25 protein-coding genes and 1 other RNA gene are annotated in these 23,091 nt (G+C 61.5%); 10 read left to right on the forward strand and 16 right to left on the reverse strand.

Features of this window, described 5'->3' with window-relative positions:
• Positions 1-99: 99 nt before the first annotated feature.
• From OP496_RS05950 to smpB, 11 genes are all read right to left on the reverse strand, one after another.
• On the reverse strand, positions 100-510 hold the full coding sequence (locus tag OP496_RS05950; protein ID WP_280562589.1) for a hypothetical protein: 411 nt from the start codon (positions 508-510) through the stop codon (positions 100-102).
• Entirely contained in the window at positions 510-1,067 is a 558-nt protein-coding gene (locus OP496_RS05955; protein ID WP_280562590.1) for a Panacea domain-containing protein, read from the reverse strand. Before OP496_RS05955 ends, OP496_RS05950 begins: the two co-directional genes overlap by 1 nt.
• Before the next feature lie 242 nt (positions 1,068-1,309).
• Positions 1,310-1,603, reverse strand: a complete 294-nt coding sequence (locus OP496_RS05960) for a hypothetical protein (RefSeq protein ID WP_280562591.1) — start codon at positions 1,601-1,603, stop codon at positions 1,310-1,312.
• Positions 1,603-3,855: a hypothetical protein gene (locus tag OP496_RS05965; RefSeq protein WP_280562592.1), complete on the reverse strand. Its 2,253-nt coding sequence runs from the start codon at positions 3,853-3,855 to the stop codon at positions 1,603-1,605. The genes OP496_RS05960 and OP496_RS05965 overlap by 1 nt, the downstream gene beginning before the upstream one ends.
• Positions 3,840-4,016: a hypothetical protein gene (locus tag OP496_RS05970; RefSeq protein WP_280562593.1), complete on the reverse strand. Its 177-nt coding sequence runs from the start codon at positions 4,014-4,016 to the stop codon at positions 3,840-3,842. Before OP496_RS05970 ends, OP496_RS05965 begins: the two co-directional genes overlap by 16 nt.
• Positions 4,013-4,198: a hypothetical protein gene (locus tag OP496_RS05975; protein ID WP_280562594.1), complete on the reverse strand. Its 186-nt coding sequence runs from the start codon at positions 4,196-4,198 to the stop codon at positions 4,013-4,015. Before OP496_RS05975 ends, OP496_RS05970 begins: the two co-directional genes overlap by 4 nt.
• Before the next feature lie 272 nt (positions 4,199-4,470).
• Positions 4,471-4,689, reverse strand: coding sequence for an AlpA family transcriptional regulator (locus OP496_RS05980; protein ID WP_280562595.1), 219 nt, complete (start codon positions 4,687-4,689; stop codon positions 4,471-4,473).
• Between the two features lie 87 nt (positions 4,690-4,776).
• Positions 4,777-5,784 carry a hypothetical protein gene (locus OP496_RS05985; RefSeq protein ID WP_280562596.1) on the reverse strand — a complete coding sequence of 336 codons (1,008 nt, stop codon included), beginning with the start codon at positions 5,782-5,784 and terminating at the stop codon, positions 4,777-4,779.
• Positions 5,785-5,904: 120 nt separating this feature from the next.
• On the reverse strand, positions 5,905-7,134 hold the full coding sequence (locus tag OP496_RS05990; RefSeq protein WP_280562597.1) for an integrase arm-type DNA-binding domain-containing protein: 1,230 nt from the start codon (positions 7,132-7,134) through the stop codon (positions 5,905-5,907).
• Positions 7,135-7,417: 283 nt separating this feature from the next.
• Positions 7,418-7,797, reverse strand: a transfer-messenger RNA (tmRNA) gene (gene ssrA, locus OP496_RS05995).
• A gap of 122 nt (positions 7,798-7,919) precedes the next feature.
• Positions 7,920-8,393 (reverse strand): SsrA-binding protein SmpB, encoded by a 474-nt coding sequence (gene smpB, locus OP496_RS06000; protein WP_280562598.1) that lies wholly within the window; start codon positions 8,391-8,393, stop codon positions 7,920-7,922.
• A 137-nt stretch (positions 8,394-8,530) separates the two neighbouring features.
• Between smpB and OP496_RS06005 the strand changes: the two genes are divergently transcribed.
• Positions 8,531-8,971 carry a type II toxin-antitoxin system RatA family toxin gene (locus tag OP496_RS06005; protein WP_075369705.1) on the forward strand — a complete coding sequence of 147 codons (441 nt, stop codon included), beginning with the start codon at positions 8,531-8,533 and terminating at the stop codon, positions 8,969-8,971.
• Entirely contained in the window at positions 8,958-9,275 is a 318-nt protein-coding gene (locus OP496_RS06010) for an RnfH family protein (RefSeq protein WP_280562599.1), read from the forward strand. Before OP496_RS06005 ends, OP496_RS06010 begins: the two co-directional genes overlap by 14 nt.
• Positions 9,276-9,291: 16 nt before the next feature.
• On the opposite strand, the gene OP496_RS06015 is transcribed toward OP496_RS06010, so the two are convergent.
• A complete protein-coding gene (locus OP496_RS06015) occupies positions 9,292-9,723 on the reverse strand; it encodes an outer membrane protein assembly factor BamE (protein ID WP_280562600.1) in 432 nt (143 codons plus the stop codon).
• A gap of 78 nt (positions 9,724-9,801) precedes the next feature.
• Here OP496_RS06015 and fur point away from each other — a divergent pair, with 78 nt between their 5' ends.
• Positions 9,802-10,254 carry a ferric iron uptake transcriptional regulator gene (gene fur, locus OP496_RS06020; RefSeq protein ID WP_280562601.1) on the forward strand — a complete coding sequence of 151 codons (453 nt, stop codon included), beginning with the start codon at positions 9,802-9,804 and terminating at the stop codon, positions 10,252-10,254.
• A gap of 107 nt (positions 10,255-10,361) precedes the next feature.
• Here the strand turns inward: fur and recN are convergent, their stop codons facing one another.
• A complete protein-coding gene (gene recN / locus OP496_RS06025) occupies positions 10,362-12,035 on the reverse strand; it encodes a DNA repair protein RecN (protein WP_280562602.1) in 1,674 nt (557 codons plus the stop codon).
• A 185-nt stretch (positions 12,036-12,220) separates the two neighbouring features.
• Here recN and grpE point away from each other — a divergent pair, with 185 nt between their 5' ends.
• The 4 genes from grpE (at position 12,221) to OP496_RS06045 (ending at position 17,229) form a co-directional block, all read left to right on the forward strand.
• Positions 12,221-12,853, forward strand: a complete 633-nt coding sequence (gene grpE, locus OP496_RS06030; protein ID WP_280562603.1) for a nucleotide exchange factor GrpE — start codon at positions 12,221-12,223, stop codon at positions 12,851-12,853.
• Positions 12,854-12,983: 130 nt separating this feature from the next.
• Entirely contained in the window at positions 12,984-14,918 is a 1,935-nt protein-coding gene (gene dnaK / locus OP496_RS06035) for a molecular chaperone DnaK (RefSeq protein WP_280562604.1), read from the forward strand.
• A gap of 90 nt (positions 14,919-15,008) precedes the next feature.
• Positions 15,009-16,148, forward strand: coding sequence for a molecular chaperone DnaJ (gene dnaJ, locus OP496_RS06040; RefSeq protein WP_280562605.1), 1,140 nt, complete (start codon positions 15,009-15,011; stop codon positions 16,146-16,148).
• Positions 16,149-16,335: 187 nt separating this feature from the next.
• Positions 16,336-17,229, forward strand: coding sequence for a DMT family transporter (locus OP496_RS06045; RefSeq protein WP_280562606.1), 894 nt, complete (start codon positions 16,336-16,338; stop codon positions 17,227-17,229).
• Here OP496_RS06045 and OP496_RS06050 read toward each other — a convergent pair.
• From OP496_RS06050 to OP496_RS06060, 3 genes are read right to left on the reverse strand one after another with little or no spacing between them, the layout of a single operon-like run.
• Positions 17,207-17,956 carry an ABC transporter ATP-binding protein gene (locus OP496_RS06050; RefSeq protein ID WP_280562607.1) on the reverse strand — a complete coding sequence of 250 codons (750 nt, stop codon included), beginning with the start codon at positions 17,954-17,956 and terminating at the stop codon, positions 17,207-17,209. The two genes, OP496_RS06045 and OP496_RS06050, sit on opposite strands and share 23 nt — an antisense overlap.
• Entirely contained in the window at positions 17,950-19,032 is a 1,083-nt protein-coding gene (locus OP496_RS06055) for an iron ABC transporter permease (protein ID WP_280562608.1), read from the reverse strand. The genes OP496_RS06050 and OP496_RS06055 overlap by 7 nt, the downstream gene beginning before the upstream one ends.
• Before the next feature lies 1 nt (position 19,033).
• The gene (locus tag OP496_RS06060; RefSeq protein ID WP_280562609.1) at positions 19,034-20,161 is read right to left on the reverse strand and encodes an ABC transporter substrate-binding protein; all 1,128 of its coding nucleotides are present in this window, start codon (positions 20,159-20,161) and stop codon (positions 19,034-19,036) included.
• A gap of 272 nt (positions 20,162-20,433) precedes the next feature.
• Between OP496_RS06060 and OP496_RS06065 the strand changes: the two genes are divergently transcribed.
• The 3 genes from OP496_RS06065 (at position 20,434) to carA (ending at position 23,044) form a co-directional block, all read left to right on the forward strand.
• Positions 20,434-20,718, forward strand: coding sequence for a DUF2218 domain-containing protein (locus tag OP496_RS06065; RefSeq protein ID WP_280562610.1), 285 nt, complete (start codon positions 20,434-20,436; stop codon positions 20,716-20,718).
• 115 nt (positions 20,719-20,833) lie between these two features.
• Positions 20,834-21,643, forward strand: coding sequence for a 4-hydroxy-tetrahydrodipicolinate reductase (gene dapB / locus OP496_RS06070; RefSeq protein WP_280562611.1), 810 nt, complete (start codon positions 20,834-20,836; stop codon positions 21,641-21,643).
• 243 nt (positions 21,644-21,886) lie between these two features.
• Positions 21,887-23,044, forward strand: a complete 1,158-nt coding sequence (gene carA, locus OP496_RS06075; RefSeq protein ID WP_280562612.1) for a glutamine-hydrolyzing carbamoyl-phosphate synthase small subunit — start codon at positions 21,887-21,889, stop codon at positions 23,042-23,044.
• Positions 23,045-23,091: the final 47 nt, after the last annotated feature.

Genomic DNA, 23,091 nt, shown 5'->3' on the forward strand with positions numbered 1-23,091 from the left:
ACCTCTTGCTTCCACCAAGGATCTGCTTCAGCAACCTAAGCATCCATTTTTCCTGAGTATAAGTTTTCCCGGCAGCATAGTGAGGAAGGCTGGGGGAGGCTAGTCGGTTGGCCAACAGTGTTTGAGGAAGCGCTTGACCTTGGGCGTGACGAACTTGGATGTGTAGAAGCCGCTACAAACAAGATCAAAAGCCTCTGTCGGGATAGGGTCATGCGTCTGGAACTCGCCTATCTCGACTTTCTGCGTGATGTCATCGGCAGCCTTTACGCAGGCTTCGCGGTAGTAGACATAGCTAGGGCGCTTCACAAAGGCGTGCGGACAGTTCTCAGGGGTGAGTACGCAGGCATCGTCGTAGGGGATGCCATCCTTGATCGACGAGATGTTGACCAGCAGCACTGATGGCAGCCCGGTGAGTGGGTTCACCACCGGATCGTTCATCACGATATGCAGATGGGAGACCGGCCCCGATAGAAATATCAATGTTCCACGCTGCAGGGGCCGGTACGACATCAACGAAGCTCCGATATCACTGCTTTGACCTGTCGGCGCTGGTAGAGTTCTTGGGAAAGGGCCGAAGCTTCTTCTGGGCTTCGGCCGAGGGCCTCCAGCATCTCTTGCGGGCTAATCGGGCGTGAAGAGCCATACGGGTCATGCCACTCGGCGCAGGCCTCGTGCGTATAGTCCACGAGCTGCCAGCGATCCTTATGGCCATGCTCTACCCAAACGCGATCCAGGATCTCAATCTCAGCGTCGCTCAGCTCGTCGAAGTCGTCACGCTCGGGGGCGACCTGTGACAGTGCGACCTCATAAGCTTGGTTGCCCGGCCGCACCCAGTTGTCCCACTCGCCTTCGCGCCCGCCGCCTTGGACAAGTTCGAGTGTGTTGGAGAGGACGGGGCCCTGGCTCATGGAAAACCAGGCATCGTCGCTGATGGGGAAGCCGTACTCAGCCATTGACGCACGATCAGCCAGGTACATCAGCTTCATCAGCTTCAGGTACGACATTTGCCCGCCACGGTGCTGTAGCAGGTACGCCGCCACTTGTGCTGCTTTCTCTTCGCTGAACATCCTTCACCTCCCGTGCGCATCTTAGCGCTTCACCCTCAAAAGTGAGGGATGCGAAGCTTAAATGCAAGGAAGCCACCTTTCAAGGTGGCGCGAAAAATGGTATGGGCCAAGCCCCCTGGGAGGGCCGTTAGGCCCTCAGCTGGCCGGCATAACGGAGCGGGTTATGGCTAATGGGCTTCCCTGTTCTCGAGTCTAGTTGGGAAATGCTCGGCCCCAGCGATAGCCGGGGCCATCGTGGTCAGTCAGAATTCGACGGTGGCATCGGACCAGCGGGCTCTGGCAGCGGCCAGCGCCTCTTCAGGTGACATCAGCTTGCCGACCATGGTGGCAACCGGCTTGCCGCCTCGAATGACACGCCACGAAAGACGCTTGTCACTGTTCGCCGGCGCCAACTCTTGCAGCAGCTCGGCCTTGTGCGACTTGATCCAGACGCGGGTTTCTTCGGTGATGTTCTCGGCAGGCCAGACGTAAAGGCGGCCACCAGGCAGGGGCTCGGCCTCCAATTCGTGAGCCTTGAGGTGGTCGAGCGCAGCCATTAGAACTCCTCCCCGTACACCTTGGGCCAACAATTTTCTTCAGCCGAAGTCCCAGAAGTCCCAAAGTCACACCCTCGACCATCCGAACTGTGACTTTGTGACATGGGGGACATCGGTTCAGGAACTTTTTCCCCGATCCTCCAGCGGATAACACCGCCACCTCCCTTACCGAGACTCTTGCACTCGATCCCGAGTTGTCGCAGAGCGGGCGCTGATCGTCGCATCGCATCACCAAGCCCTTTGCCGGACCGTGGCCAGGCATCGGCTCCTGCCGGCTTGTAGTCGGCGAGGATGGCCAGCCAGCGCTTGGCCGGCTCGTCTCGTGTTTCGCCAGGGTGGATCTCGGCCCAATCGCGAATGGCCGTCGCCACCGGGCTGGCTTCTAGTGTGCGCTCAAGGCCGTCTTGCCGTGCCGCTGTGAGCTCGGCCATGAAGTCTTCGGGGTCGCGTCCCATCGCCTTGGCCACAGCCATGCCAAGATAAGCGAACTCGACCAGCCTGGGGCGCCGATGCGTGGGCAACTCCATGTCAGGCAGCAGCTTGAGCGCCTTGTCTGCTATATCCAGCAGACCGCCGATGATCTTTGGCCGGTTGGCCTCGAAGTCGGCATCCATGCGGTCCTTGGCCTGGGCATCCTGAATCACTGGCAGCTCGATGGTGATTGTCCTGCTTACCAGGTCTTGCTGAGTGACAGCAGCCGATATGCCGTTGAGGATGATGGGACGCTTGAGCTGGATGACGCTCTCATCACCATCGGTGTAGAGCTTGCGCCGGGCGAAGCCACCACCGGTGGCCACAACGCACATGGCATCCTGTAAAGGCGCTGGCAGGTGGCTGGCGTTCTCAATGCTGATGACATGATTCACGCCTCCGCTGACGAACAGGTCTTCGGCAGACTTGGGTGTTCCACGCAGGTCGGCGGCGTTGGGATCGATCAGCCGTCGCAATGCAGCTTGAGTGCCGCTTTTCCCACTGCCTTGCTCACCCAGTAGCTCGATGATCGGGTAAGGTGTGTCGGGGCGTAGGCACTCGATCAGCCAGGCCACAACGATGATTCGGGCATCCTCAGGGATGTTAGCCACACGCCATAGCGGCTCGATGCTGCCATTCCTTAGAGGCTCTGGGAGCGTGTCAGCGCTTTCCGACCGGCAGAACATCAGTTCGCTCTGCTCTTCAATCGTCCAGGCGCCGGAGCGTAGGTGAATACAGCGACTACTGCCCGCAATGCCCAAATCCAGCCAGTAGTGGCCATCACCGCCAGCCGAACGAATGTAGACGGTGCGATGCTCCTTCATCGCAATACCTTCGAGCGTCATACGCGCTTCCCGCAGCGCCTGATCCTTCACCGCCTTTTCGTGCTGGGCATAGAACTCGGCGGTCAACCAATGGCGAAAGGCGCGACTGCCGATGGACCATACCTCACCTGTGCCGCGATGCCGGGCATAAGCCACGTCATTGTCGTCATGAAATAGGTCGCTCCAGGTCTGGACGAAAGCCACGATCAGATCGGTTTGCGACTGCTTCTTGTCGTGCTCTTCGTTGTCCTTCTCTTCCTGTAGCTGGGCATCTGGAGCCTGTTCGCGGGTAGCTAGTAGCTGCTCCTGGACGGCCTGGAGCCCTTCTTCCTGGCGAACGTCGCTCCAGTCCTTGAACGTGGCCGGGCAGGCCCACTTGATTCCAGCCCGTTCGGCAGCCCGGTGCCCAGCCTCGTCATTATCCATGGCGGCCAGCAGCTCGGCGCGACCGGCAGCAGTGCGCATCATCTTGACGACGCTGGCCACCATCATCTCCCCAACACAGCAGGCGACAGGGTGCCCCGTGGCCACATGGATCGAGTAGCCGTCAGCCAGGCCGGCACAGACGATCAACGGCCCTGACAGGCTCAGCAGGTCCGCCGGCGCGAAGCCAATGGGAGTGAAGGTGCCGGATACCGTGCTTCCCGGTGTCGTGAACTTGTCACCCAGTTTGGCGTCCTCAGACTTCTGTATCTTCTCCGGCAAGATTCGCTCGAAGCCGGCAGACGCCCCGGCAGCATCCACCAGCTCCCGAAGGATCATCGAGCCACGCCAGTCCTCGGTGCCATGGCATTGCACCTCGCCCGTCTCAACGGTGACGCTTGTCCTGCATACCGCTTGCAGGTCAGCCAGGGCGATCTCCTTGCGCTCCAGGTAAGGGTGGCCATAATGGTCGGTGTTGTTGCTGTTTTGCGCCTGCCCCTGCCGGGGGGCGGGCGTTTTCATTTGCTCGGCCATTCGCCTTCCTCCATCACCCTGACGAGTTTCTCCAGGCGCTCGGCGTAGCTCATGAGCATCCATGTGCCGACGGTGGCTTCACCCATGTACTGAGCACGCGCCAAGTCGTCGCGGATGTCGGCAGCCAGGCGTTCAAGCTCGATGCGCTCGCGATCATTCATGACGCCTCCTCCTTGCGAGCAATGCTGGTTTCCAGGCGGCGGGCTTTGACCATGTGATGGTTGTAGCGCTTCAGGCGAGTGCTGGCGCTGGAATCAGCGAATAGCGCGGCGCGTGCCATGGCCCGATGGGCGGCAGCACGTGTAGATGGATTGCGGGTAGGGGATAGGCGTGAGATTGCCATGGGTAACGCTCCTTGAGTTGAGGAGTCGTCCCCGGATGCCGCCAAGCATCGGATGGGGGCGACTGTACGCGAGTTGGCGGACCGGCACTCAAGGAAACCGGCATGCCCGAAGGCATCACGCGCACAGCCGCCATAACGTATGGCAGGCACAAAAAAAGCGCCCGTCATGATGGTGGCGCTCGTGCGCCTTGAGTGATCCGATCCGCCAAGATCGGCTGCCGATTTTGCGACAGCACGAGAATAGTAGGCGTGGGCGCTAGTCGTGGTCAACATTACGCTGCACCCCCTTGATTGCGGCTGGCCTCGATACGCTGCTCGATCCACTCATTGATTTCAGACTCGACCCAGGCAACGGCGCGCGGACTAATTTGAATCGGAGAGGGAAAGTCGCCGGCATTGATGAGACGATGAAGGGTGGTATTCGAGATGCCACAGCGCTGCAGCACCTCGGGACGGCGGAGGAGGGTGGATTTGCTGGTGGTGTCTGGCATGTCACGGTGCCCTATGCGATGGATTGCATTGGCATCGTGGCGCGGGGCTTCAGTCGGTTGGTGCAGATGCAAAATGCAGATTGCAGACTACCGGCGCTTTTTAGCCTCCCAAGCCGTGATCGCTGCGCCTACATGCTCTTTTAGCTTCCGGTCGCCCATGCCGGTTACATCCTCTGGAATGGCGCTAAGCATGTCCTGCACTATGCGTGACGCCTTGGGCCGGGCGCCGTGGTGGTAATCAGGGCCATGTTGTTCTGCATACAGCTCGACTAGCAGTCCAAGAACTTCCAGGGTCCGGCTTTCCTCGGTGCTAGGTGTCGAGACTGGCGCCGGCTCGGGCTCCTCAAGGCTTTCTATGAAGGCATCGAGGTTTTCCCGCCTCAGGATTATTGTGCTCTCAGCGGGAAGCCTGTCGGTCGGAAACCATCTTGATGGATCTCGATAGCGCTTATTCCACTCTGCGATGCTGTTTTCAGTGCCACAAGCGTCATAATCGGCTTGTGTCGCACTTCGGTCACACAGTCGGTATATATGGCCATCTCGTTCTAACCACACGCCTTCCAGGTTCCAGGGATCAATATCAGGCCCGCCCACCTTCGGGTAGTACATTTCCTCGATCAAAGACTTTTCAGCAGAAAGCATTGGTAAGTCATAGATACCGCTGACCGTCTGTATCTCCTTTTCGAACTCCACCACCTCTGTCTCTGAAACAGCCTCTCCCAGATGCACCGCATGTACGCTTTGGTCTGCCACAGCGCTTCGTATCTCTTCATCTAGGCTCGGGATGTCTCTGATTCTCACCACGCCTACTGCACGTAACTTTTCTTCCAGCGAGTTGGCGGGTTCATCTCCCCTTAGCCATGAGAGAGGAGTGCCCGCCGGATGCAGCATGACCCTTGCTTCAGTGATGTCATGCACAGTGCCCTTATTTGCTTCGGCTGCCGCGATGAGGTTTACGGATAGCTTGATGTGATCCTGAATCGCCAACTGAAGGATGTCAGCGACGGTGACTGTTTCAGACAAAACAGATGTAAGATGCGACGCGGCATCTTCTAAGGTGAGCCATTCTTTCAGGCTATATAGTTTGGACCTCATGTGGCGCCACTCCTTCGCGCTCACTCCAGGGAAGAATGGCTGGCGGGCGTGGTGGAGTTGCCACGCTTTCGGGTGATCGGCCCTAGCCAGCCAACGGGGGTGCGGCGACTGCCGCTTGTCTCAGGCCCCGGCGCGGATCGGCACCACGTTGTCGGCGTCATCGCGCAGGGCGTCCAGGTAGTCGGCCCAGCTTTGCAGCATCTCCCGGCGCTGCTCCAGGTGCGAAGTCCGGTTGTAGGCGCGACCGTTGCTGTCCTTCACGGCGTGCGCCAGTTGCTGCTCTATGTAGTGCTCGGGGTAATTCAGGCGCTCGGCCAGGATCGTGCGGGCCATCGCCCTGAAGCCGTGCGCTGTCATCTCGCCCTTGAAGCCCATACGGTCCAGCGCGGCCTTGATGGTGTTGTTGCTCATCGGTCGCTTGCTGCTACGGATGCCGGGAAAGACGTACTCGGCTCGCCCGGTCAGTCCATGCAGGTCGTGCAGGATCGACACGGCCTGAGTCGGCAGCGGCACGATATGGGCTTGTCCCGTCTTGCTGGCATGGAAGGTCCAGGTGGCTTCCTCCAGGTCGATGTCGGTCCATAGGGCCTGGCGTAGCTCGCCGGGGCGGGTGAAGACCAGGGGCGCCAGCTTCAGCGCGGCGATGGTGACGGGCTGGCCGCCATAGCCCTTAATCGCTCGCAGCAGGCCGACGACCTCCCCGGGATCGGTCACGGCGGCATAGTGCTTGGTCTTGTGGGGGCGCAGGGCGCCACGCAGGTCGGGTGTTGGGTCACGCTCGACGCGCCCGGTGGAGATGCCATAGCGGAAAACCTGGCCGCATAGCGTCTTCACGCGGTGGGCCGTCTCGATGTGGCCGCGCTCCTCGATGCGGCGCAGGCAGTCCAGCAGTTCGGGCGGGGTGATCTCGGAGATGGGGCGCGTGCCGAGGATTGGGAAGGCGTCACGCTCCAGGCGGCGCTTGTTCCGCTGGTAGTGGGCGGGCACCACGTCGTGCTGGTGAACCTTCTCTAGCCATTCGGTAGCCACAGCCTTGAAGGTGCTGGCGACGGCCTGCTCGTCTTGCTGACGGGCAATGCGCTTGGCAGCGCTGGGGTCGATGCTTTGGGCAAGCTGGCGCTTGGCCTCGTCGCGAGCTTCACGGGCATCCGCCAGGGAAGTGTCAGGATAGACGCCTATGGCCAGCCGCTTTTCCTTGCCGGCATGACGAAACTTCAACCGCCAGTATTTGCTCCCGCTCGGGGATACTTCCAGATAGAGGCCGCCACCGTCGGTCATCTTGAACGTCTTGTCCCTGGGTTTGGCGGTCTTCACGGCGGTAGCGGACAGTTTGTTGGTCTGGCGGCTCATTGGGGGCACCTCGGAGCGGTGGTCGCCTTATGCCCCCTTTCGGCAGTGCCAGATGCCCCCAAGGGTAGGGGCGGGCTATCGGTCAGCCAGGCGCCGACTGGCGCGGTTTCTGGCGAATTTGGGGGCATTGGGGTATCGGCTTCGGCTTTATGCCCCCAGATATGCCCCCTTTGGTGGGGGCATGTCAAGGAATGCCATGAAACGTCCAGATACAAGAAAGGGGCCCTGAGGCCCCTGTTCATGCGGTTTCTGAAGTTTTTCGGAACCTCCTGAAACCCTTGTTTGGTGGAGGCGGGGGGAATTGAACCCCCGTCCGCCGACACTCACCCATCGGCTCTACATGCTTAGGTCCGTCTTTTAGTTTAGCGCCTCTGGCTCCGACGGGCAGGATCCAGCGACGCGATTCCTCTAAGTTTTAGCGGCTGACGCGAGGACAAAGCCAGCCGCGATCCCATCAGTCTGAGCTCGTATCCCATCGGTGATGAATGGGCACATCACCTCCGGGCCGGACTAGAAGCTAGCAGTTGTTACGCTGCTAGCGCGCCCTGAGCGTAGTTGTCGTCGTTTGCGACTATTTTATCGTAACGTTGGATTTACGAGATACGTTACGCTCTCGGCATGCACCTCAGGGATTGTCACCGGCGTCGAAGCCATGTCGCCCCCGTAAGCGTTTCTGCAGTTTAACAGGTTGGGACGCCCGAGGCTAGTTCAACCCCGTCGCGACGGTTTTTTGTTGCCAGGCGCCTCTTTCTTGATGAGCCTTTCTCGATGCGCTCTTACTGCGTTTAGTGAGCACGCATGATGCGGGCCTTTTCACGGTCCCAGTCGCGGGCTTTTTCCGTGGCGCGCTTGTCATGCATCTTCTTGCCGCGTACTAGCGCGAGCTCGCATTTGACGAGGTTTTTCTTCCAGTACAGTTTCAGCGGCACGCAAGTGTGCCCCTTATTCTGGGTACGCGAGAAGATCTTGGCAATCTCCTTGCGATGCAGCAGTAATTTGCGTGTCCGCGAGGGATCCGCCACCACATGCGTACTCACGGTGTTGAGTGGCGTGATATGACTGCCCAGTAGCCATGCCTCGCCATTCTTGATCAGGATGTAGGTATCGGTGAGCTGCGCCTTGCCGGCGCGCAGGCTTTTGATTTCCCATCCGGCCAGCGATAAGCCGGCCTCGAAGGTCTCGTCGATATGGTATTCGAAGCGAGCCTTCTTGTTTTGCGCGATGGTGCTCGAGCCGATATTGCCCTTTTTCTTGGCCATGGAACCTCTACATTACTATGCACTATGCGCCGAATCTGCTAGCCCCATGACATGGGGGAAGGCGTGATATCATTCAAGGACTTGATGTTAACCTTCCATCATACGCGCACGGCGCAACAAAGTCAGCGGAGTGATGAATGCCTACGGTCAACCGGTCCGCCTTGGTAAGACATTCATGCAAGGCGATGTTCGATCTGGTCAACGATTTCGAGAGCTATCCTGAATTCTTGCCGGGATGCCGTCGTGCACGGGTCATCGAGCACGAAGAGGGGCGCTATCTAATAGGTGAAATGACTTTGGGTAAAGGGAGCGTGGAACAGACCCTGGCCACGCGTAACGACCTCTATCCCTATGAGCGCATTGAGCTGTCCTTGGCCGAGGGGCCTTTCAAACGTCTCAATGGCCGCTGGCTTTTCACGCCGATGGGCGAGTCGGCCTGTCGGGTGAGCCTGGAAATGGAGTTTGAATTTTCCAATCGCCTTTTGGGAATGGCGTTTGGCAAGCTTTTTCAACAAGTTGCCGGCCAGTTGGTCGACGCGTTCACGCGTCGCGCGGATGCGCTTTATGGTCACCAGTGACATCGCGCAAACGCACATCGACGTTGAGGTCGCCTTCGCGGAACCTCATCGCCAGCATATCGTCGCGCTCACGGTGCCCTCAGGGACTTCAGCGCGCGACGTGGTCGCGATGGCTGACTTGCCGACCCTGTTCCCCGAACGCGGGACAGACTTCTTCCGTCATGCGCCACTAGGAATCTACGGGCAGGCATTGCGCGAACCGGAACGACATACGCTAGTGGAAGGGGATCGCGTCGAGGTCTATCGTCCATTGGCGGTCGACCCCAAGCAAGCGCGTTTGGCGCGGGCTCGGGGAGGCGACTGAGCATAGCGTGACGCGCTTACTCTTCCGGAGCGTAACTGGGGCCCGCTGCGGGAGCGACGTCGCCTGGCCCGGAACCTTCCACTGCCGGGCCGGGGCCACTCTGAGTCGAGATGTCGACATTATCCTCAATGTCGCCTTCACGCTCGATGTCGGCCAGCTTGTCGTTCTGGAAGGTCAACGTCACATGTTTTTCTTCCACATCGCCATAGGCTTCGTCGAGGTAGAAGACGTAGTCCCAGCGATTCTTGTCGAACGGGCCTTGCAGCAAGGGGCTGCCCATTACATAGCGCACCTGCTCCTTGGTCATGCCAGTCTCGAGTTGCGAGACCATGTCCTTGGTGATGAGATTGCCCTGCGCCAGGTCGCGTTTGTAAACGCCTACGTAGCTGCACCCGCTGACGAGCACCAGGGCGACGGAAAAGGTGACTGTTTTAATCAAGTTTTGCATTTGCGCCTATCATTCACTATCGTTGCGTGGATTGATCATACCTGACCTACCACGATACTGCGAAGAGCAACCGCAACCATGGCCGATCAGAACCAGGAACTGCGCAAGGCGGGGCTAAAAGTCACCTTGCCGCGTGTCAAGATCCTGCAAATTCTCGAAAGTACGCAGGACCAACACCATCTGAGCGCCGAAGATGTCTATAAGGCTCTGCTCGACGCAGGTGACGATGTCGGTCTGGCAACTGTGTATCGTGTCTTGACCCAGTTCGAGACGGCGGGGCTGGTGATTCGTCACAATTTCGATGGCGGGCATGCCGTGTTCGAATTGTCGCAGGAAGAGCATCACGATCATATGGTGTGCCTGGAAAGCGGCGAGATTATCGAATTCTTTGACGACACCATCGAGCGGCGTCAACGCGAGATCGCCGAGGAGCACGGCTTCGAACTCGTCGACCATGCGCTGGTGCTGTACGTACGCCCCAAGGGTTCTAGCGTGACGCGTCAAGAAGGCTCGGGGCCTGGCAAGAAGTAGTCCGAGCAGTTAGCGTACACCAATGACGAAACCGGCCTTCATGGCCGGTTTCGTCGTTTCGTATCCCTCATCATTGAGGACGACTATAGGGCTGGAGCCAGGTTAGCTCAATGCTGGGCGTGCTGGCTGGCGTCGAGCATTTCGCGAGCGTGCGCCAGTGTACGGTCGGATAGTTTGACGCCGCCGAGCATGCGGGCCAGTTCGCGTACGCGGCCGGCGTCGTCGAGCAACGCCATGTGCGTCAGTGTGGTGTCGCGCTCGGCGCGCTTCTCGATATGCAGGTGGTGGTGCGCCTGGGCTGCGACTTGCGGCAGGTGCGTTACGGTGAGGATCTGCCCTTGTGCGCCGAGGCGGCGCAGCAATTGGCCGACGATCTCGGCGGTGGCGCCGGAAATGCCGACATCGACTTCGTCGAAGACCATGCTGGGCACGGTGCTGTGCTGCGCGGCGACGACCTGGATCGCCAGACTGATGCGCGACAACTCACCGCCAGAGGCGACCTTGTTCAAGGGGCGTGCTGGCTGACCGGGGTTGGCACTGATCATGAAGCGGACTTGGTCGATCCCTTCGGTCTGAGGTGTCTCGCGCGGCGAAATGGCAACCTCGAAAGTCGCTTTGCCCAGTCCCAGGAAGGCCAGTTGGGCCTGCACGGCCTCGCCGAAGGTGCGTGCCGCCTCGAGGCGGGCTTCGCTGACTGCACGTGCCTGCTGTCTGTAGGTGTCGCGGATCTGCTCCACTTCTTCGGTGAGTGCTTCCAGGTCATGTTCACCACCTTCGAGACTCGCCAGTTCGTCGCTCAGGCGCTGATGCAGGTCGCGCAATTCCTCGGGCATGACATGATGCTTGCGTGCGATGCGATGCACTTCGCCGAGGCGGGCATCGACCTCCGTCAGTCGTTGAGGATCGAGCTCGGTGGTGTCGACGAAGCGATGTAGTTCGCGTGCCGCTTCCTCGATTTGTATTTGCGCTTCGCCCAGCATGGCCAGGGCGTCTGCAAGCTGGCGTTGGGTCTTTTCGGGGGCGTTTCCCAGGCGGGCGTTGGCGTGATGCAGTAATGAAAGCGCTCCGTGCTCGTCCTGATCGCAACAGTCGGCGGCGAACTGGGCGTCCCCCAGGACTTCCTCAAGGTTGGCCAGTTGGGTTTGTTCGTCCTCCAGCGTCTCGAGCTCGCCTTCGGCGAGCGCCAGTTGATCCAACTCCTCGACCTGGTAACGCAGTAGCTGACGCCGTGCCTGCACTTCATTGCCACTTTCTTGCAGCTCGCGCAGTCGCCGGTGGCGTGCCCGCCAATGATGAAAGTGCTCGCCAAGGGTCGCCACAGCCTCGGTCTGGCCGGCATAGGTGTCGAGCAAGCGCAGGTGAGTTTCTTCGCGCAAGAGCGCTTGATGGGCGTGTTGGCTGTGGACCTCGATGAGGTGCTCGCCGAGCGTTCTCAGGTCGCTCACCGTGACCGGTTGGCCGTTGATCCAGGCCTTGGAGCGCCCCGAGGCGGTGACGACGCGCCGCAGCAAGCACTCGTCTTGCGGTAGTTCTCGTTCGGCGAGCCAGGCACGGGCGTCGGCGAGCTGGGCGATTTCGAAGCGCGCACTGATATCCGCGCGTTCACAGCCGTGGCGCACGCTGCCCACGTCGGCGCGCTCTCCCAGGCATAGTCCGAGGGCGCCGAGCATGATCGATTTGCCGGCGCCGGTCTCACCGGTGATGGCCGTCATACCGTCGTGCAGGTCTAGATCGAGGCGCTCGACGATGGCGTAGTCGCGAATGGCAAGCTGTATCAGCATGAAAACCTCCGGGTGTCGGAAACGAAGCTGATCTCTGTGTGTTTATACAGTAGTTGGGTGAGGGCTTCAATTACCAGTCATCGCAAGCGGTATGGGTGGCTTGAGATCGTTCATCTCATCCCCATATAGGAGGCAATCGCTTATTAGATGCGGCTTCGGGCCGCGCCAGCTGTCAGGAGAAACTCATGGCCAAAGACCCGCAGACCCCGACCGAGGAAGAGCTGGCTCGCGCTGAGCGTGATGCCGAACCCCAGCCGGACGACACCACTGGAGACGATACCGAACTCGAAGGTGTCGTCGAGGATGTCGAGGCCAGTGAGGCCGGTGCCGAGGCGCTCGAAAACCCGGAAGCCGACGCGCTGGCTGTGCGTGTCGAAGAATTGGAGCAAGCCTTGACGGAGTCCAAGGATCAGGCAGCGCGTGCCGCTGCCGAAGCGCAGAACGTGCGTCGCCGCGCCGAGCAGGATGTCGAGAAGGCACGCAAGTTCGCCCTGGAGAAATTCGTCAAGGAACTGCTGCCGGTGATCGACAGCCTGGAAAAGGCTTTGGAGTCGATGCAGGAAGGCGCTAGCGAGGTGCATCGCGAAGGGGTCTCGATGACCCTGAAGCTGCAGCTCGACGTGCTTAACAAGTTCGGCGTGGAAGCTGTCGATCCGCAAGGTGAGCCGTTCGACCCGCAGGTGCATGAAGCCATGACCATGGCGCCCAACCCTGAAGTTGAGCCCAACACCGTGATCGAAGTCATGCAAAAGGGGTATTTGTTAAATGGACGTCTGGTACGTCCGGCGATGGTAGTCGTCAGCCAAGCCGCCAATTGATGTGGCAGGGGAGGGATGTGACGTCGATACCCTTGAAAGGCGTGACCCCACCCCCCAAATAGACGAACAACGAGGCGGCAATGCCGCCGACGAACACGAAACAGTCAAGCAACGATTTTGAGGTATTCCAATGGGACGCATCATCGGTATTGATTTGGGGACCACCAACTCCTGTGTTGCCATCCTGGACGGCGGCGACGCGAAGGTGATCGAAAACGCGGAAGGTACACGTACCACGCCCTCCATCATCGCCTACACCGACGATGGTGAGACGCTGGTCGGCCAGGCTGCCAAGCGCCAGGCCGTGACCAACCCCAGCAACACGCTGTATGCGATCAAGCGCCTGATCGGCCGCAAGTTCAAGGACGATGTCGTCCAGAAAGACATCAAGATGGTGCCTTATGCTATCACCGAGGCCGATAATGGCGACGCTTGGGTCGAGGTCAAGGGCAGCAAGCTGGCTCCACCGCAGGTCAGTGCGGAAGTCCTGAAAAAGATGAAGAAGACCGCCGAGGACTATCTCGGGGAAGAAGTCACTGACGCGGTGGTCACCGTTCCGGCGTACTTCAACGACAGCCAGCGTCAGGCCACCAAGGATGCCGGTCGCATCGCTGGTCTCGAAGTCAAGCGCATCATCAACGAGCCGACGGCGGCGGCGCTGGCCTATGGCATGGACAAGTCGCGTGGCGACAAGACCATCGCCGTCTATGACTTGGGCGGCGGTACCTTCGATATCTCCATTATCGAAGTGGCCGATGTCGATGGCGAGACCCAGTTCGAAGTGTTGGCCACCAACGGTGACACCTTCCTGGGTGGCGAAGACTTCGATCTGGCGTTGATCAACTATCTGGTCGACCAGTTCAAGTCCGACAGTGGCATCGACCTGTCCGGCGACAATCTGGCCATGCAGCGCCTCAAGGAAGCTGCCGAGAAGGCCAAGATCGAGCTGTCCAGCGCGCAGCAGACCGAGGTCAATCTGCCGTACATCACCGCCGATAACACTGGGCCCAAGCACCTCAATGTCAAGATTACACGGGCCAAGCTCGAGTCGCTGGTCGAAGACCTGGTCAAGCGGTCGCTGGGGCCATGCAAGACCGCGCTGAGCGACGCTGGCCTGTCTGCGTCCGAGATCGACGATGTGATTCTGGTCGGCGGCCAGACGCGCACGCCGCTGGTGCAGTCCAAGGTGGCTGAATTCTTCGGCCAGGACGCTCGCAAGGACGTCAACCCGGATGAAGCCGTGGCCGTGGGCGCGGCAATCCAGGGCGGCGTACTGGGCGGCGACGTCAAGGATGTGCTGCTGCTCGACGTCACGCCGTTGACCCTGGGCATCGAAACTCTGGGTGGCGTGATGACGCCGCTGATCGAGAAGAACACCACCATCCCGACCAAGAAGACTCAAACCTTCTCGACGGCGGATGATAACCAGACGGCCGTGACCATTCACGTGCAGCAGGGTGAGCGCAAGCAGTCCAACGGCAACAAGTCACTGGGTCGCTTCGATCTGGCCGATATCCCGCCGGCACCGCGTGGCGTGCCGCAGATCGAAGTTGCATTCGATCTGGACGCCAACGGCATCCTCAACGTCTCCGCCAAGGACAAGGCGACTGGCAAGGAACAGTCCATCGTCATCCAGGCCTCCGGCGGTCTTTCCGACGAAGAGATCGATCAGATGGTCGAGGACGCCGAGGCGCATGAGGCCGAGGACAAGAAGTTCGAGGAACTGGTACAGCTGCGTAACCAGGCCGATGGCATGGTCCACGCCGCGCGCAAGACCCTCGAAGAAGCCGGCGACAAGGTCGAGGCCAGCGAGAAAGAGCAGATCGAGACCGCGATCAGCGAGCTCGAAGAAGCGACTAAGGGCGATGACCAGGAGCATATCCAGGCCAAGCTCGACGCGCTGACCGAAGCCTCCGGCAATCTGGCGCAGAAGATGTACGCCGAACAAGGCGATGCGAGCGCTGAGGGCGGCGAGCAACAAGCCGACGACGGCGCCCAGAAGAAAGAAGACGATGTGGTTGACGCCGAGTACGAGGAAGTCAACGACGACCAGAAAAAGCAGTAACCACGACGTCTGATGCTCGCATGATGGCAGCGCGGGGGATGCTCTCCCGCGTTGCTGTTTGCGCAGCGCCGACACGGAGGCGGACCATCCATGTCCAAACGTGACTATTACGAAGTATTGGGCATCGAGCGGGGAGCTGATCAGAAAGAGATCAAAAAAGCTTACCGTCGACTCGCCCAGAAGTACCATCCGGATCGCAACCCGGATGACGACACCTCGGCGGAGAAGTTCCGCGAAGTCTCCGATGCTTATGAAGTCCTCGCCGATGAAGAAAAGCGTGCTGCCTATGACCAGTTCGGCCACGACGGCGTTGATGGCCAAGGTGGCGGCGGCTTCGGCGGCGGTGGCGCCGGTGCAGGCGGCTTCAGCGATATCTTCGGCGATGTGTTCGGCGATATCTTTGGGGGCGGCGGCCGTCGCAACCCCAATGCGCCGCAGCGTGGTGCCGATCTGCGCTACAACCTTGAGGTCGATCTCGAGGACGCCGTTGCCGGTACCACGGTCGACATTCGCGTGCCGCGTCACGTCGCGTGTGAGCATTGCGATGGCGATGGCGCCGAGCCGGGCTCCAGCAAAGAGACCTGCCCAACCTGTCACGGTCAGGGTCAGGTGCGCATGCAGCAAGGCTTCTTCGCCGTGCAGCAGACCTGCCCGACCTGTCATGGCGCCGGTCAGAGCATCAAGGTGCCGTGCCGCAAGTGTCATGGCGAAGGGCGCGTGCGCGAAACGCGGACCTTGTCGGTGAAGATCCCCGCCGGGGTCGATACCGGTGATCGGATTCGTCTCAACCACGAAGGTGAGTCGGGGCTCAACGGTGGGCCGCCGGGTGATCTTTACGTGCAGGCGGCAATCAAGCCGCACCCGATCTTCGAGCGTGACGGTCGCCACCTGCTGTGTGACGTGCCGATCAACTTCATCGATGCGACGCTTGGCGGTGAACTGGAAGTGCCGACCCTGGACGGCCGGATCAAGCTGAAGATTCCGCCGGAGACCCAGACCGGTAAAATGTTCCGGCTCAAGGGCAAGGGCGTCAAACCGGTCCGTGGCGGCCCGCCTGGCGATCTGCTTTGCAAGGTCGTGGTGGAAACGCCGGTCGACTTGAGCGAAGAACAGAAGGACTTGCTGCGCCGCTTCCAGGAAAGCCTGGATGGCAGCAACAGCCATCACTCGCCAAAGAAAAGCAACTTCTTCGATGGCGTGAAGAAGTTCTTCGAGGACATGAAGCCGTAAAGCCGCGTTCTCGATGGCATGCTCGAGGCCCCGCGCTCCGCAAGGAGGCGGGGCCTCGTCGTGTCACTTCCCGCAGAATTTCGATCCGATACGAGAACTGTTCCCATCCGCAGTGATATCATGATCGTATCTCCAGGGCCCGTGAATCGTCGCGCCCGGCTCGCTTGAAAGACGCTCGAGGACGCTCATGAATAACGTCGCGGATCGGCCGCTGGCCGGCATCGTGCTTCGGCTGCTGTCGGGCATTCTCTTCACGGGGATGATGGTGTGCGTCAAGGCGGTGAGCACGCAGGTGCCGCTGGGGCAGACCGTGTTCTTCCGCTCGGCCTTCGCGCTGCTGCCGATCGTGATCTTCATGACCTGGCGGCGGGAATTTCCCCGGGCGCTGGCGACGCGCAAGCCGTTGGGGCATCTGGTGCGCTCGGGGTTGGGAGCGGCGGCGATGTTCGCTTCCTTCGCTGCGGTGGCGCGGCTGCCGGTGGCCGAGGCGACGCTGCTGGCCCAGCTGTCGCCGGTGGCCATGGCGGTGGGCGGCGTGTTGCTGCTTGGTGAGCGCTTCACCCTGCACCGTGCGGCGGCCTTCGCGCTGGTGCTGATGGGCGTGGCAGCGCTGGTGATGCCCGATCTGGGCGAGTCCCGGGGGCAGGTGATGGGCTACGCGCTGGGTATTCTCGCCGCGCTGCTGACGGCGGGCGCGCTGGTGACGGTGCGGCGTATCTCGCGTACCGAGACGGCGGCGTCCATTGCCTTCTACTTCGTGCTGGTCACGGCGCTGGCGGGGCTCGCCACGTTGCCGCTTGGCTGGATGGCGGTCTCGGGGCAGACGTTGGCGTTGCTGGTGATGGCGGGATTGTTCGGCGGTGCCGCGCATATCTGCATGACCCTGGCGCTACGCTACGCTGAGGTCTCGCGCCTGGCACCCTTCGAGTACGTGGCGCTGATCTGGCCGGTGCTGGCCGATCTGCTGATTTTCGGACTGCCGCTCTCCAGCGGCTTTGTGGTGGCCCTGCCGCTGGTACTGGGCGGGGCGACCCTGGCGGCGCTGGAGGGGCGGCGGCTCAGACGGCCTCTTCGACAATGAGCTGCGGCCGTCCCTTCGAGCAGCGCTCGATGCGTGCGGTAACGTGATAGACGCGATACAGCAACTCGGGGGTGACTACCTCCTCGGTCGGACCGCAGTCCACCAGCGTCCCGCCCTGCAGTACCAGTGCCTGGTCGGTGAAGCGCAGCGCGTGGCCCAGGTCGTGCAGCGCGGCAATCACCAGCATGCCCCTGTCCTTCGCCAGTCGGCGCAGGATCGACAGCAACTGGATCTGCCGATGCAGGTCCAGCGCCGAGGTCGGCTCGTCGAGCAGCAGCACCTCAGGGTTCTGCACCAGCGCCTGGGCCGCGCCCACCATCTGCCGCTGGCCGCCGCTCAGATCGCCGATGTCGCGCTCGCCGAGCGCGACAATGCCCAGCTCGTCCAGGGCGCGATCCACCTCGGCCAGATCCTCGGGCTTCACATTCAGGCGCCGGCCCTGCATGCGTGCCAGCAACACCGATTCGTAGACCGTCAGTACTGCGTTGACGCCGGTTTCCTGGGGCATGTAGGCCACGGGGCGCTCGCAGGTGGCGCCTTCGATATGCACCTCGCCATCGCCGTCGAGCAGCCCGAGAATGCGCCGGAAGAGCGTCGATTTGCCCGCTGCGTTGGGGCCGAGAAGAGCGACCATCTGGCCGCCGGCGAAAGTCGGCGTGGTGACCTCGGAGAGGATCTGGTGACGGCCGTAGTGGGCTGACAAGCGATCGAGCGTGAGCGTTACCATGAGGCCTTCTTGTTGTTGAGAACGAGGAACAGGAAGAAAGGAATGCCGACCAGCGAGGTGATGATGCCGATGGGGATGACGGTGCCCGGAATCAGCACCTTCGACAGCACCGAGCCGATGGATAGGATCAACGCGCCGCACAGTGCCGAGCCGGGCAGGAAGAAGCGCTGATCCTCGCCCAGCAGCAGGCGGGCGATATGTGGCCCGACCAGGCCGATAAAGCCGATGGTGCCGACGAAGGCCACGGCGATGGCGGCCAGCAGCGAGACGAGTACCAGCACCTCCAGGCGCAGTGCGCGGAGCTTCACGCCTAGGCTCTCGGCCTTGGCATCGCCGAGGCGCATGGCCGTCAGGGCCCAGCCGTGGCGAGCCAGCAGTGGCATGACCGTGACCAGCACGCCGAGCGCGATCCATAGCTTGGGCCAGGTGGCCTTGGTCAGGCTGCCCATGGTCCAGAACACCACTGCGGAGACGGCCTGCTGGCTGGCGAAGAACTGGATCAGCGCCATCAGGGCGTTGAAGATGAAGACCATGGCGATACCCAGCAGCACGATGGTCTCGATGGTCACCCCGCGCCGCATGCTCAGCGCATGGATCGCGAAGGCGGTCAGCATGGCCATGACGAAGGCGTTGATCGGGACCATGTACTCGATCGCCGCGGGCACGATCACCACGCCGAAGGCCAGCGCCAGGGCGGCGCCGAAGCTGGCGCCGGCGGAGATCCCCAGGGTGAAGGGGCTGGCCAGCGGATTGCTGAGGATGGTCTGCATCTGGGCGCCGGCCACCGACAGGCTGGCGCCGACCACCAGGGCCATCAGCGCCACCGGCATGCGGATCTCCCACAGGATGACGCGGGCCTGCTGGCTCACGTCATCCGGGGAGAAGAGCGCGGTGATCACTTCGCCCAGGCTGAAGCGGGCCGGCCCCAGCGCCAGGTCGATGCACAGGCTCAGGAACAGCGCCAGGGTCAGAGCGGCGAGGATCAGCTGGCGGCGGACCACCAGGGTGCGATAGAAGGTGCGGCCTTCTTCGGCTGCAGACTGCTCGGAAGGCAGGGTATCGGTACCGGTGTGCATGTCAGTCATCCTTCAGCGAGACCCAGTAGCCCGGCGTGTAGTCCACCGGCAGGAAGCGCTGGTGCAGCTCGCGCAGGGTGGCCTCGGGGTCGAGATCGGCGAACAGCTCCGGGTGGAACCACTTGGCCAGTCGCTGCACGGCGACGAAGTAGTAGGGGCTGTTGTAGAACTGGTGCCAGATGGCGTGGACGTCGTCGTTCTCCACGGCCTCTATGCCGGTCATGGCGGTGCGCTCGGTCAGCGCCTGGAGCTTGGTCCGGGCCGCGTCCATGTCGGCCCCCGGTCCTACGCCGACCCAGTCGCCGCCGGGTACATAGGCGTTCCAGTTGCCGCCGGTAACGACGACCTGGTCGGGATTGGCGGCGATGATCTGCTCCGGGTTCAGGGTACCGAAGGTGTTGGGAATGATACCGTCGGCGATGTTGCTGCCGCCGGCGATCTCGACGTACTCGCCGAAGTTGCCCGGGCCGAAGCTCATGCAGCATTCCTCGGAGTAGCCGCCGGCACGGTCGATGAAGACCTTGGGGCGCTCGGGGTCGGCGGTCTCGATGGTCTCGGTGACCCGCGCCATCTGTGTCTCGGAGAAGTCGATGAAGGCCTCGGCCGCCTCCTGTTCGCCGAGCAGCTCGCCCATCAGCCGCATGGAGGGCGTGGTGTGCTCGAGCGGAGCCTCGCGGAAGTCCACGTAGACGATCGGGATGCCCAGCCGGGCCAGCTTGTCGTCGTAGGCGGCATCCTCGGTGGCGGTCTTCGCCTCGAGGTTCATCAGCACCACATCGGGCTGCAGCGCGGCGGCCTGCTCGACGTCGAAGGTGCCGTCCTTGAAGCCACCGAAGGTCGGGATGTCTTCCAGTTCGGGGAACTTCGCCGCGTAGCTGGCGTAGTTGTCCGGGTCGGCCTGGGAGAAGTCCTCGCGCCAGCCCACCACGTGCTCGAACGGATTCTCCGGCTGCAGCGCGCCCAACAGGTAGATCTGGCGCCCCTCGCCGAGGATCACGCGATTCACGGGGGCGTCGACGGTGACCTGGCGGCCGGCGATGTCAGTGACGGTGATCTCTTCGGCCAGGGCGGTCGTGGCAGCGAGGGCGAGGACTGCGCCGGCGGCGGCTTTCAATAGTGGGGTGGGCATGGGCGGTGTCGGATTGGGTGTCTGGTTTGGAGACGATGGAGATACTAATCGATAGCGCCTCTTTTTGCGACTCATTTATTTTCGCATTTGGATGCCAGTATGCCTGCATCGCGAGGGCGCGTCGAGTCGCGGGCGATGGAGCGCTCCATGTCGAGACCGATCGCCTGAGGGCTTCGAGTCCCGTGTTGACGAACGGGGCGTTGCCGGTGAGTGGCGAAGGCGCATGCCATAATGGCATGCCCATTGGGTGGTTATCCTGCTAGGAGGTATTCATGCCTGTTTCCCACGCCGTCGTTACGACGACATCCGGTTCGCGCTATATCAATCGCCTGTGCAAGCACTGGCAGCACAAGCTGGACGTTTCCCGTGACGAGCATCAGGGGCATGTCACGTTCGACGGCGGGGTGTGCCATATGCGCGCCGAGGCGGATGCTTTGCACCTGCGCTTGGAAGCCGCAGATACGACAACCCGCGAGAGCCTCGAAGAGGTCGTGGCGGTGCATCTCAAACGGATGGCTAGCCGTGAGACGCTCGATATCGTGTGGCAGCCCGCCTGAGCTGATATAGGCTGCATCCACGCTACTTTGGGCACAATGTTCTATGTGTGACGGGAACGCAGGGCGGTTTGGTATACTCCCGGCATTCATCAACACGCAATCGCAAGGAGTCCACATGACGCGTATCGCCATCGTCGGCGTCGCCGGGCGCATGGGCCGCACTCTGGTCAACGCCGTACAGAAGGATCCCGAGGCCAGCTTGGCGGGCGGTATCGTCGAGCCGGGTAGCTCACTAGTCGGTGCCGACCTTGGCGAGCTCGCCGGTGCCGGACGTCTGGGCGTGAATGCCATGGACGATCCCGCTGCCATCGTCGACGCCTTCGATGTGTTGATCGACTTCACCACGCCTCGAGTCACGCTGGCGAATTTGGCGTTTTGCGCCGAGCACGGCAAGGCCATCGTGATCGGCACCACGGGGCTCTCCGACGCCGAGCTCGCCGAGCTCGACAGTTATCGTGACCGTGTTCCCATGGTGTTCGCGCCCAACATGAGCGTTGGCGTCAACCTCACCCTCAAGCTGTTGGAAACTGCTGCTCAGGCGCTGGGTGACGAGGGTTACGATATCGAAGTGAGCGAGGCGCACCATCGCCACAAGGTCGATGCGCCCTCCGGCACGGCGCTGAAGATGGGCGAGGTCGTGGCCAAGGCCCTGGATCGCGACCTAAAGGAAGATGGCGTCTTCGAGCGTGTGGGACAGTGTGGCCCGCGCAGCGACAAGGAAATCGGTTTCGCTACTGTGCGTGCCGGCGACATCGTCGGTGAGCATACCGTGATGTTTGCCACCGAGGGCGAGCGTATCGAGATCACGCACAAGGCCTCTAGCCGCATGACCTTCGCCAAGGGGGCGGCGCGCGCAGCGCGCTGGGTCGCCTCTCGCGACAGTGGTCGTTACGACATGCAGGACGTGCTAGGCCTTAAAGGCTAGTCTGCGATCAGAAAATCGCGTATAATCGAGCCAATTTGGCCAAGTAAATGCATTGATGGCCACAGGGATTCGAGCGAATGACAAAAAGGCGGGATGAAACCGGACTACTTTCAGGTTTCGTCCCGCTTTTTTACGACCCGCGAGCAGCGGTCGTCAATACTCTCAGTGCTCCTTGAATACGAGGGGCTCGGCGATACGCCGGCCCCGGCCCAGACGCGCGCATGACAAGGGGAGGACGTTGCGTTGATCAGACCCGCGATATTGGCCTTGGAAGACGGCAGCGTATTTCATGGCAGTGCCATCGGAGCCGATGGACAAACCAGTGGTGAGGTGGTTTTCAATACAGCCATGACTGGCTATCAGGAAATCCTTACCGACCCCTCCTACACGCGACAGATCGTTACCCTCACTTACCCTCACATCGGCAATACCGGCGTCAATGCCGAGGACATCGAGTCCGCCGCCATTGCGGCGGCCGGTCTGGTGATCCGCGATTTGCCGCTCATGGCCAGCAACTTCCGCAGTGAGGAGGGCCTCGACGAGTACCTCAAGCGTGCCAACGTGCTGGGCATCGCCGATATCGATACACGGCGCCTGACGCGGCTTTTGCGCGACAAGGGCGCGCAGAACGGCGCGATCCTGGCGGGTAGCGAGGCCGAGGGCGAGGATGCCGTCGAGCGGGCCTTGGCCGCGGCGCGTGCCTTTCCCGGCCTCAAAGGCATGGATCTCGCCAAGGAAGTGAGCTGTCGCGACACTTACGAGTGGAACGAAGGTGAATGGGCGCTGGGCAGCGGCTACGCTGATGCGGCCGGCCCTGATGGCAAAGCTGAGCGCCCTTTCCACGTGGTGGCGTACGACTATGGGGCGAAGTTCAACATCCTGCGCATGCTGGCCTCGCGCGGTTGCCGCCTGACGGTTGTGCCGGCGCAGACCTCGGCCGCCGAAGTGCTGGCGATGAGTCCCGATGGTGTCTTCCTGGCCAATGGGCCTGGCGATCCTGAGCCTTGTGATTACGCCATCGCGGCGATCCGCGAAGTCATCGACGCCGGTGTGCCGCTGTTCGGCATCTGTCTGGGACATCAGTTGCTGGGGTTGGCCTCCGGGGCGCGCACGATGAAGATGAACAATGGCCATCATGGTGCCAACCATCCGGTCGAGGATCTCGACACCGGCCGGGTGATGATCACCAGCCAGAATCACGGCTTCGCGGTCGACGAGGCGAGTCTGCCGGCCAATGTACGGGCCACGCACCGTTCGTTGTTCGATGGCACGTTGCAGGGCATCGAACGTACCGATTGCTCGGCGTTCAGCTTTCAGGGGCACCCCGAGGCCAGCCCCGGCCCGCGCGATGTCGCGCCGCTATTCGACCGTTTCATCGCGTTGATGCAAGCGCGTCGCTAAGGCCGCGCCTCCGCACATCGGAGGCGCTTTCACGTTGAGCCGTCGTC

Source organism: Chromohalobacter sp. 48-RD10 (assembly GCF_029889785.1).
Taxonomy (GTDB): domain Bacteria; phylum Pseudomonadota; class Gammaproteobacteria; order Pseudomonadales; family Halomonadaceae; genus Chromohalobacter.

Bases quoted from the DNA above. Each gene is read 5' to 3' on its own strand.
- OP496_RS05950 (WP_280562589.1), bottom strand. From the start codon at position 510: ATGTCGTACCGGCCCCTGCAGCGTGGAACATTGATATTTCTATCGGGG.
- OP496_RS05955 (WP_280562590.1), bottom strand. From the start codon at position 1,067: ATGTTCAGCGAAGAGAAAGCAGCACAAGTGGCGGCGTACCTGCTACAG.
- OP496_RS05960 (WP_280562591.1), bottom strand. From the start codon at position 1,603: ATGGCTGCGCTCGACCACCTCAAGGCTCACGAATTGGAGGCCGAGCCC.
- OP496_RS05965 (WP_280562592.1), bottom strand. From the start codon at position 3,855: ATGGCCGAGCAAATGAAAACGCCCGCCCCCCGGCAGGGGCAGGCGCAA.
- OP496_RS05970 (WP_280562593.1), bottom strand. From the start codon at position 4,016: ATGAATGATCGCGAGCGCATCGAGCTTGAACGCCTGGCTGCCGACATC.
- OP496_RS05975 (WP_280562594.1), bottom strand. From the start codon at position 4,198: ATGGCAATCTCACGCCTATCCCCTACCCGCAATCCATCTACACGTGCT.
- OP496_RS05980 (WP_280562595.1), bottom strand. From the start codon at position 4,689: ATGCCAGACACCACCAGCAAATCCACCCTCCTCCGCCGTCCCGAGGTG.
- OP496_RS05985 (WP_280562596.1), bottom strand. From the start codon at position 5,784: ATGAGGTCCAAACTATATAGCCTGAAAGAATGGCTCACCTTAGAAGAT.
- OP496_RS05990 (WP_280562597.1), bottom strand. From the start codon at position 7,134: ATGAGCCGCCAGACCAACAAACTGTCCGCTACCGCCGTGAAGACCGCC.
- smpB (WP_280562598.1), bottom strand. From the start codon at position 8,393: ATGGCCAAGAAAAAGGGCAATATCGGCTCGAGCACCATCGCGCAAAAC.
- OP496_RS06005 (WP_075369705.1), top strand. From the start codon at position 8,531: ATGCCTACGGTCAACCGGTCCGCCTTGGTAAGACATTCATGCAAGGCG.
- OP496_RS06010 (WP_280562599.1), top strand. From the start codon at position 8,958: ATGGTCACCAGTGACATCGCGCAAACGCACATCGACGTTGAGGTCGCC.
- OP496_RS06015 (WP_280562600.1), bottom strand. From the start codon at position 9,723: ATGCAAAACTTGATTAAAACAGTCACCTTTTCCGTCGCCCTGGTGCTC.
- fur (WP_280562601.1), top strand. From the start codon at position 9,802: ATGGCCGATCAGAACCAGGAACTGCGCAAGGCGGGGCTAAAAGTCACC.
- recN (WP_280562602.1), bottom strand. From the start codon at position 12,035: ATGCTGATACAGCTTGCCATTCGCGACTACGCCATCGTCGAGCGCCTC.
- grpE (WP_280562603.1), top strand. From the start codon at position 12,221: ATGGCCAAAGACCCGCAGACCCCGACCGAGGAAGAGCTGGCTCGCGCT.
- dnaK (WP_280562604.1), top strand. From the start codon at position 12,984: ATGGGACGCATCATCGGTATTGATTTGGGGACCACCAACTCCTGTGTT.
- dnaJ (WP_280562605.1), top strand. From the start codon at position 15,009: ATGTCCAAACGTGACTATTACGAAGTATTGGGCATCGAGCGGGGAGCT.
- OP496_RS06045 (WP_280562606.1), top strand. From the start codon at position 16,336: ATGAATAACGTCGCGGATCGGCCGCTGGCCGGCATCGTGCTTCGGCTG.
- OP496_RS06050 (WP_280562607.1), bottom strand. From the start codon at position 17,956: ATGGTAACGCTCACGCTCGATCGCTTGTCAGCCCACTACGGCCGTCAC.
- OP496_RS06055 (WP_280562608.1), bottom strand. From the start codon at position 19,032: ATGCACACCGGTACCGATACCCTGCCTTCCGAGCAGTCTGCAGCCGAA.
- OP496_RS06060 (WP_280562609.1), bottom strand. From the start codon at position 20,161: ATGCCCACCCCACTATTGAAAGCCGCCGCCGGCGCAGTCCTCGCCCTC.
- OP496_RS06065 (WP_280562610.1), top strand. From the start codon at position 20,434: ATGCCTGTTTCCCACGCCGTCGTTACGACGACATCCGGTTCGCGCTAT.
- dapB (WP_280562611.1), top strand. From the start codon at position 20,834: ATGACGCGTATCGCCATCGTCGGCGTCGCCGGGCGCATGGGCCGCACT.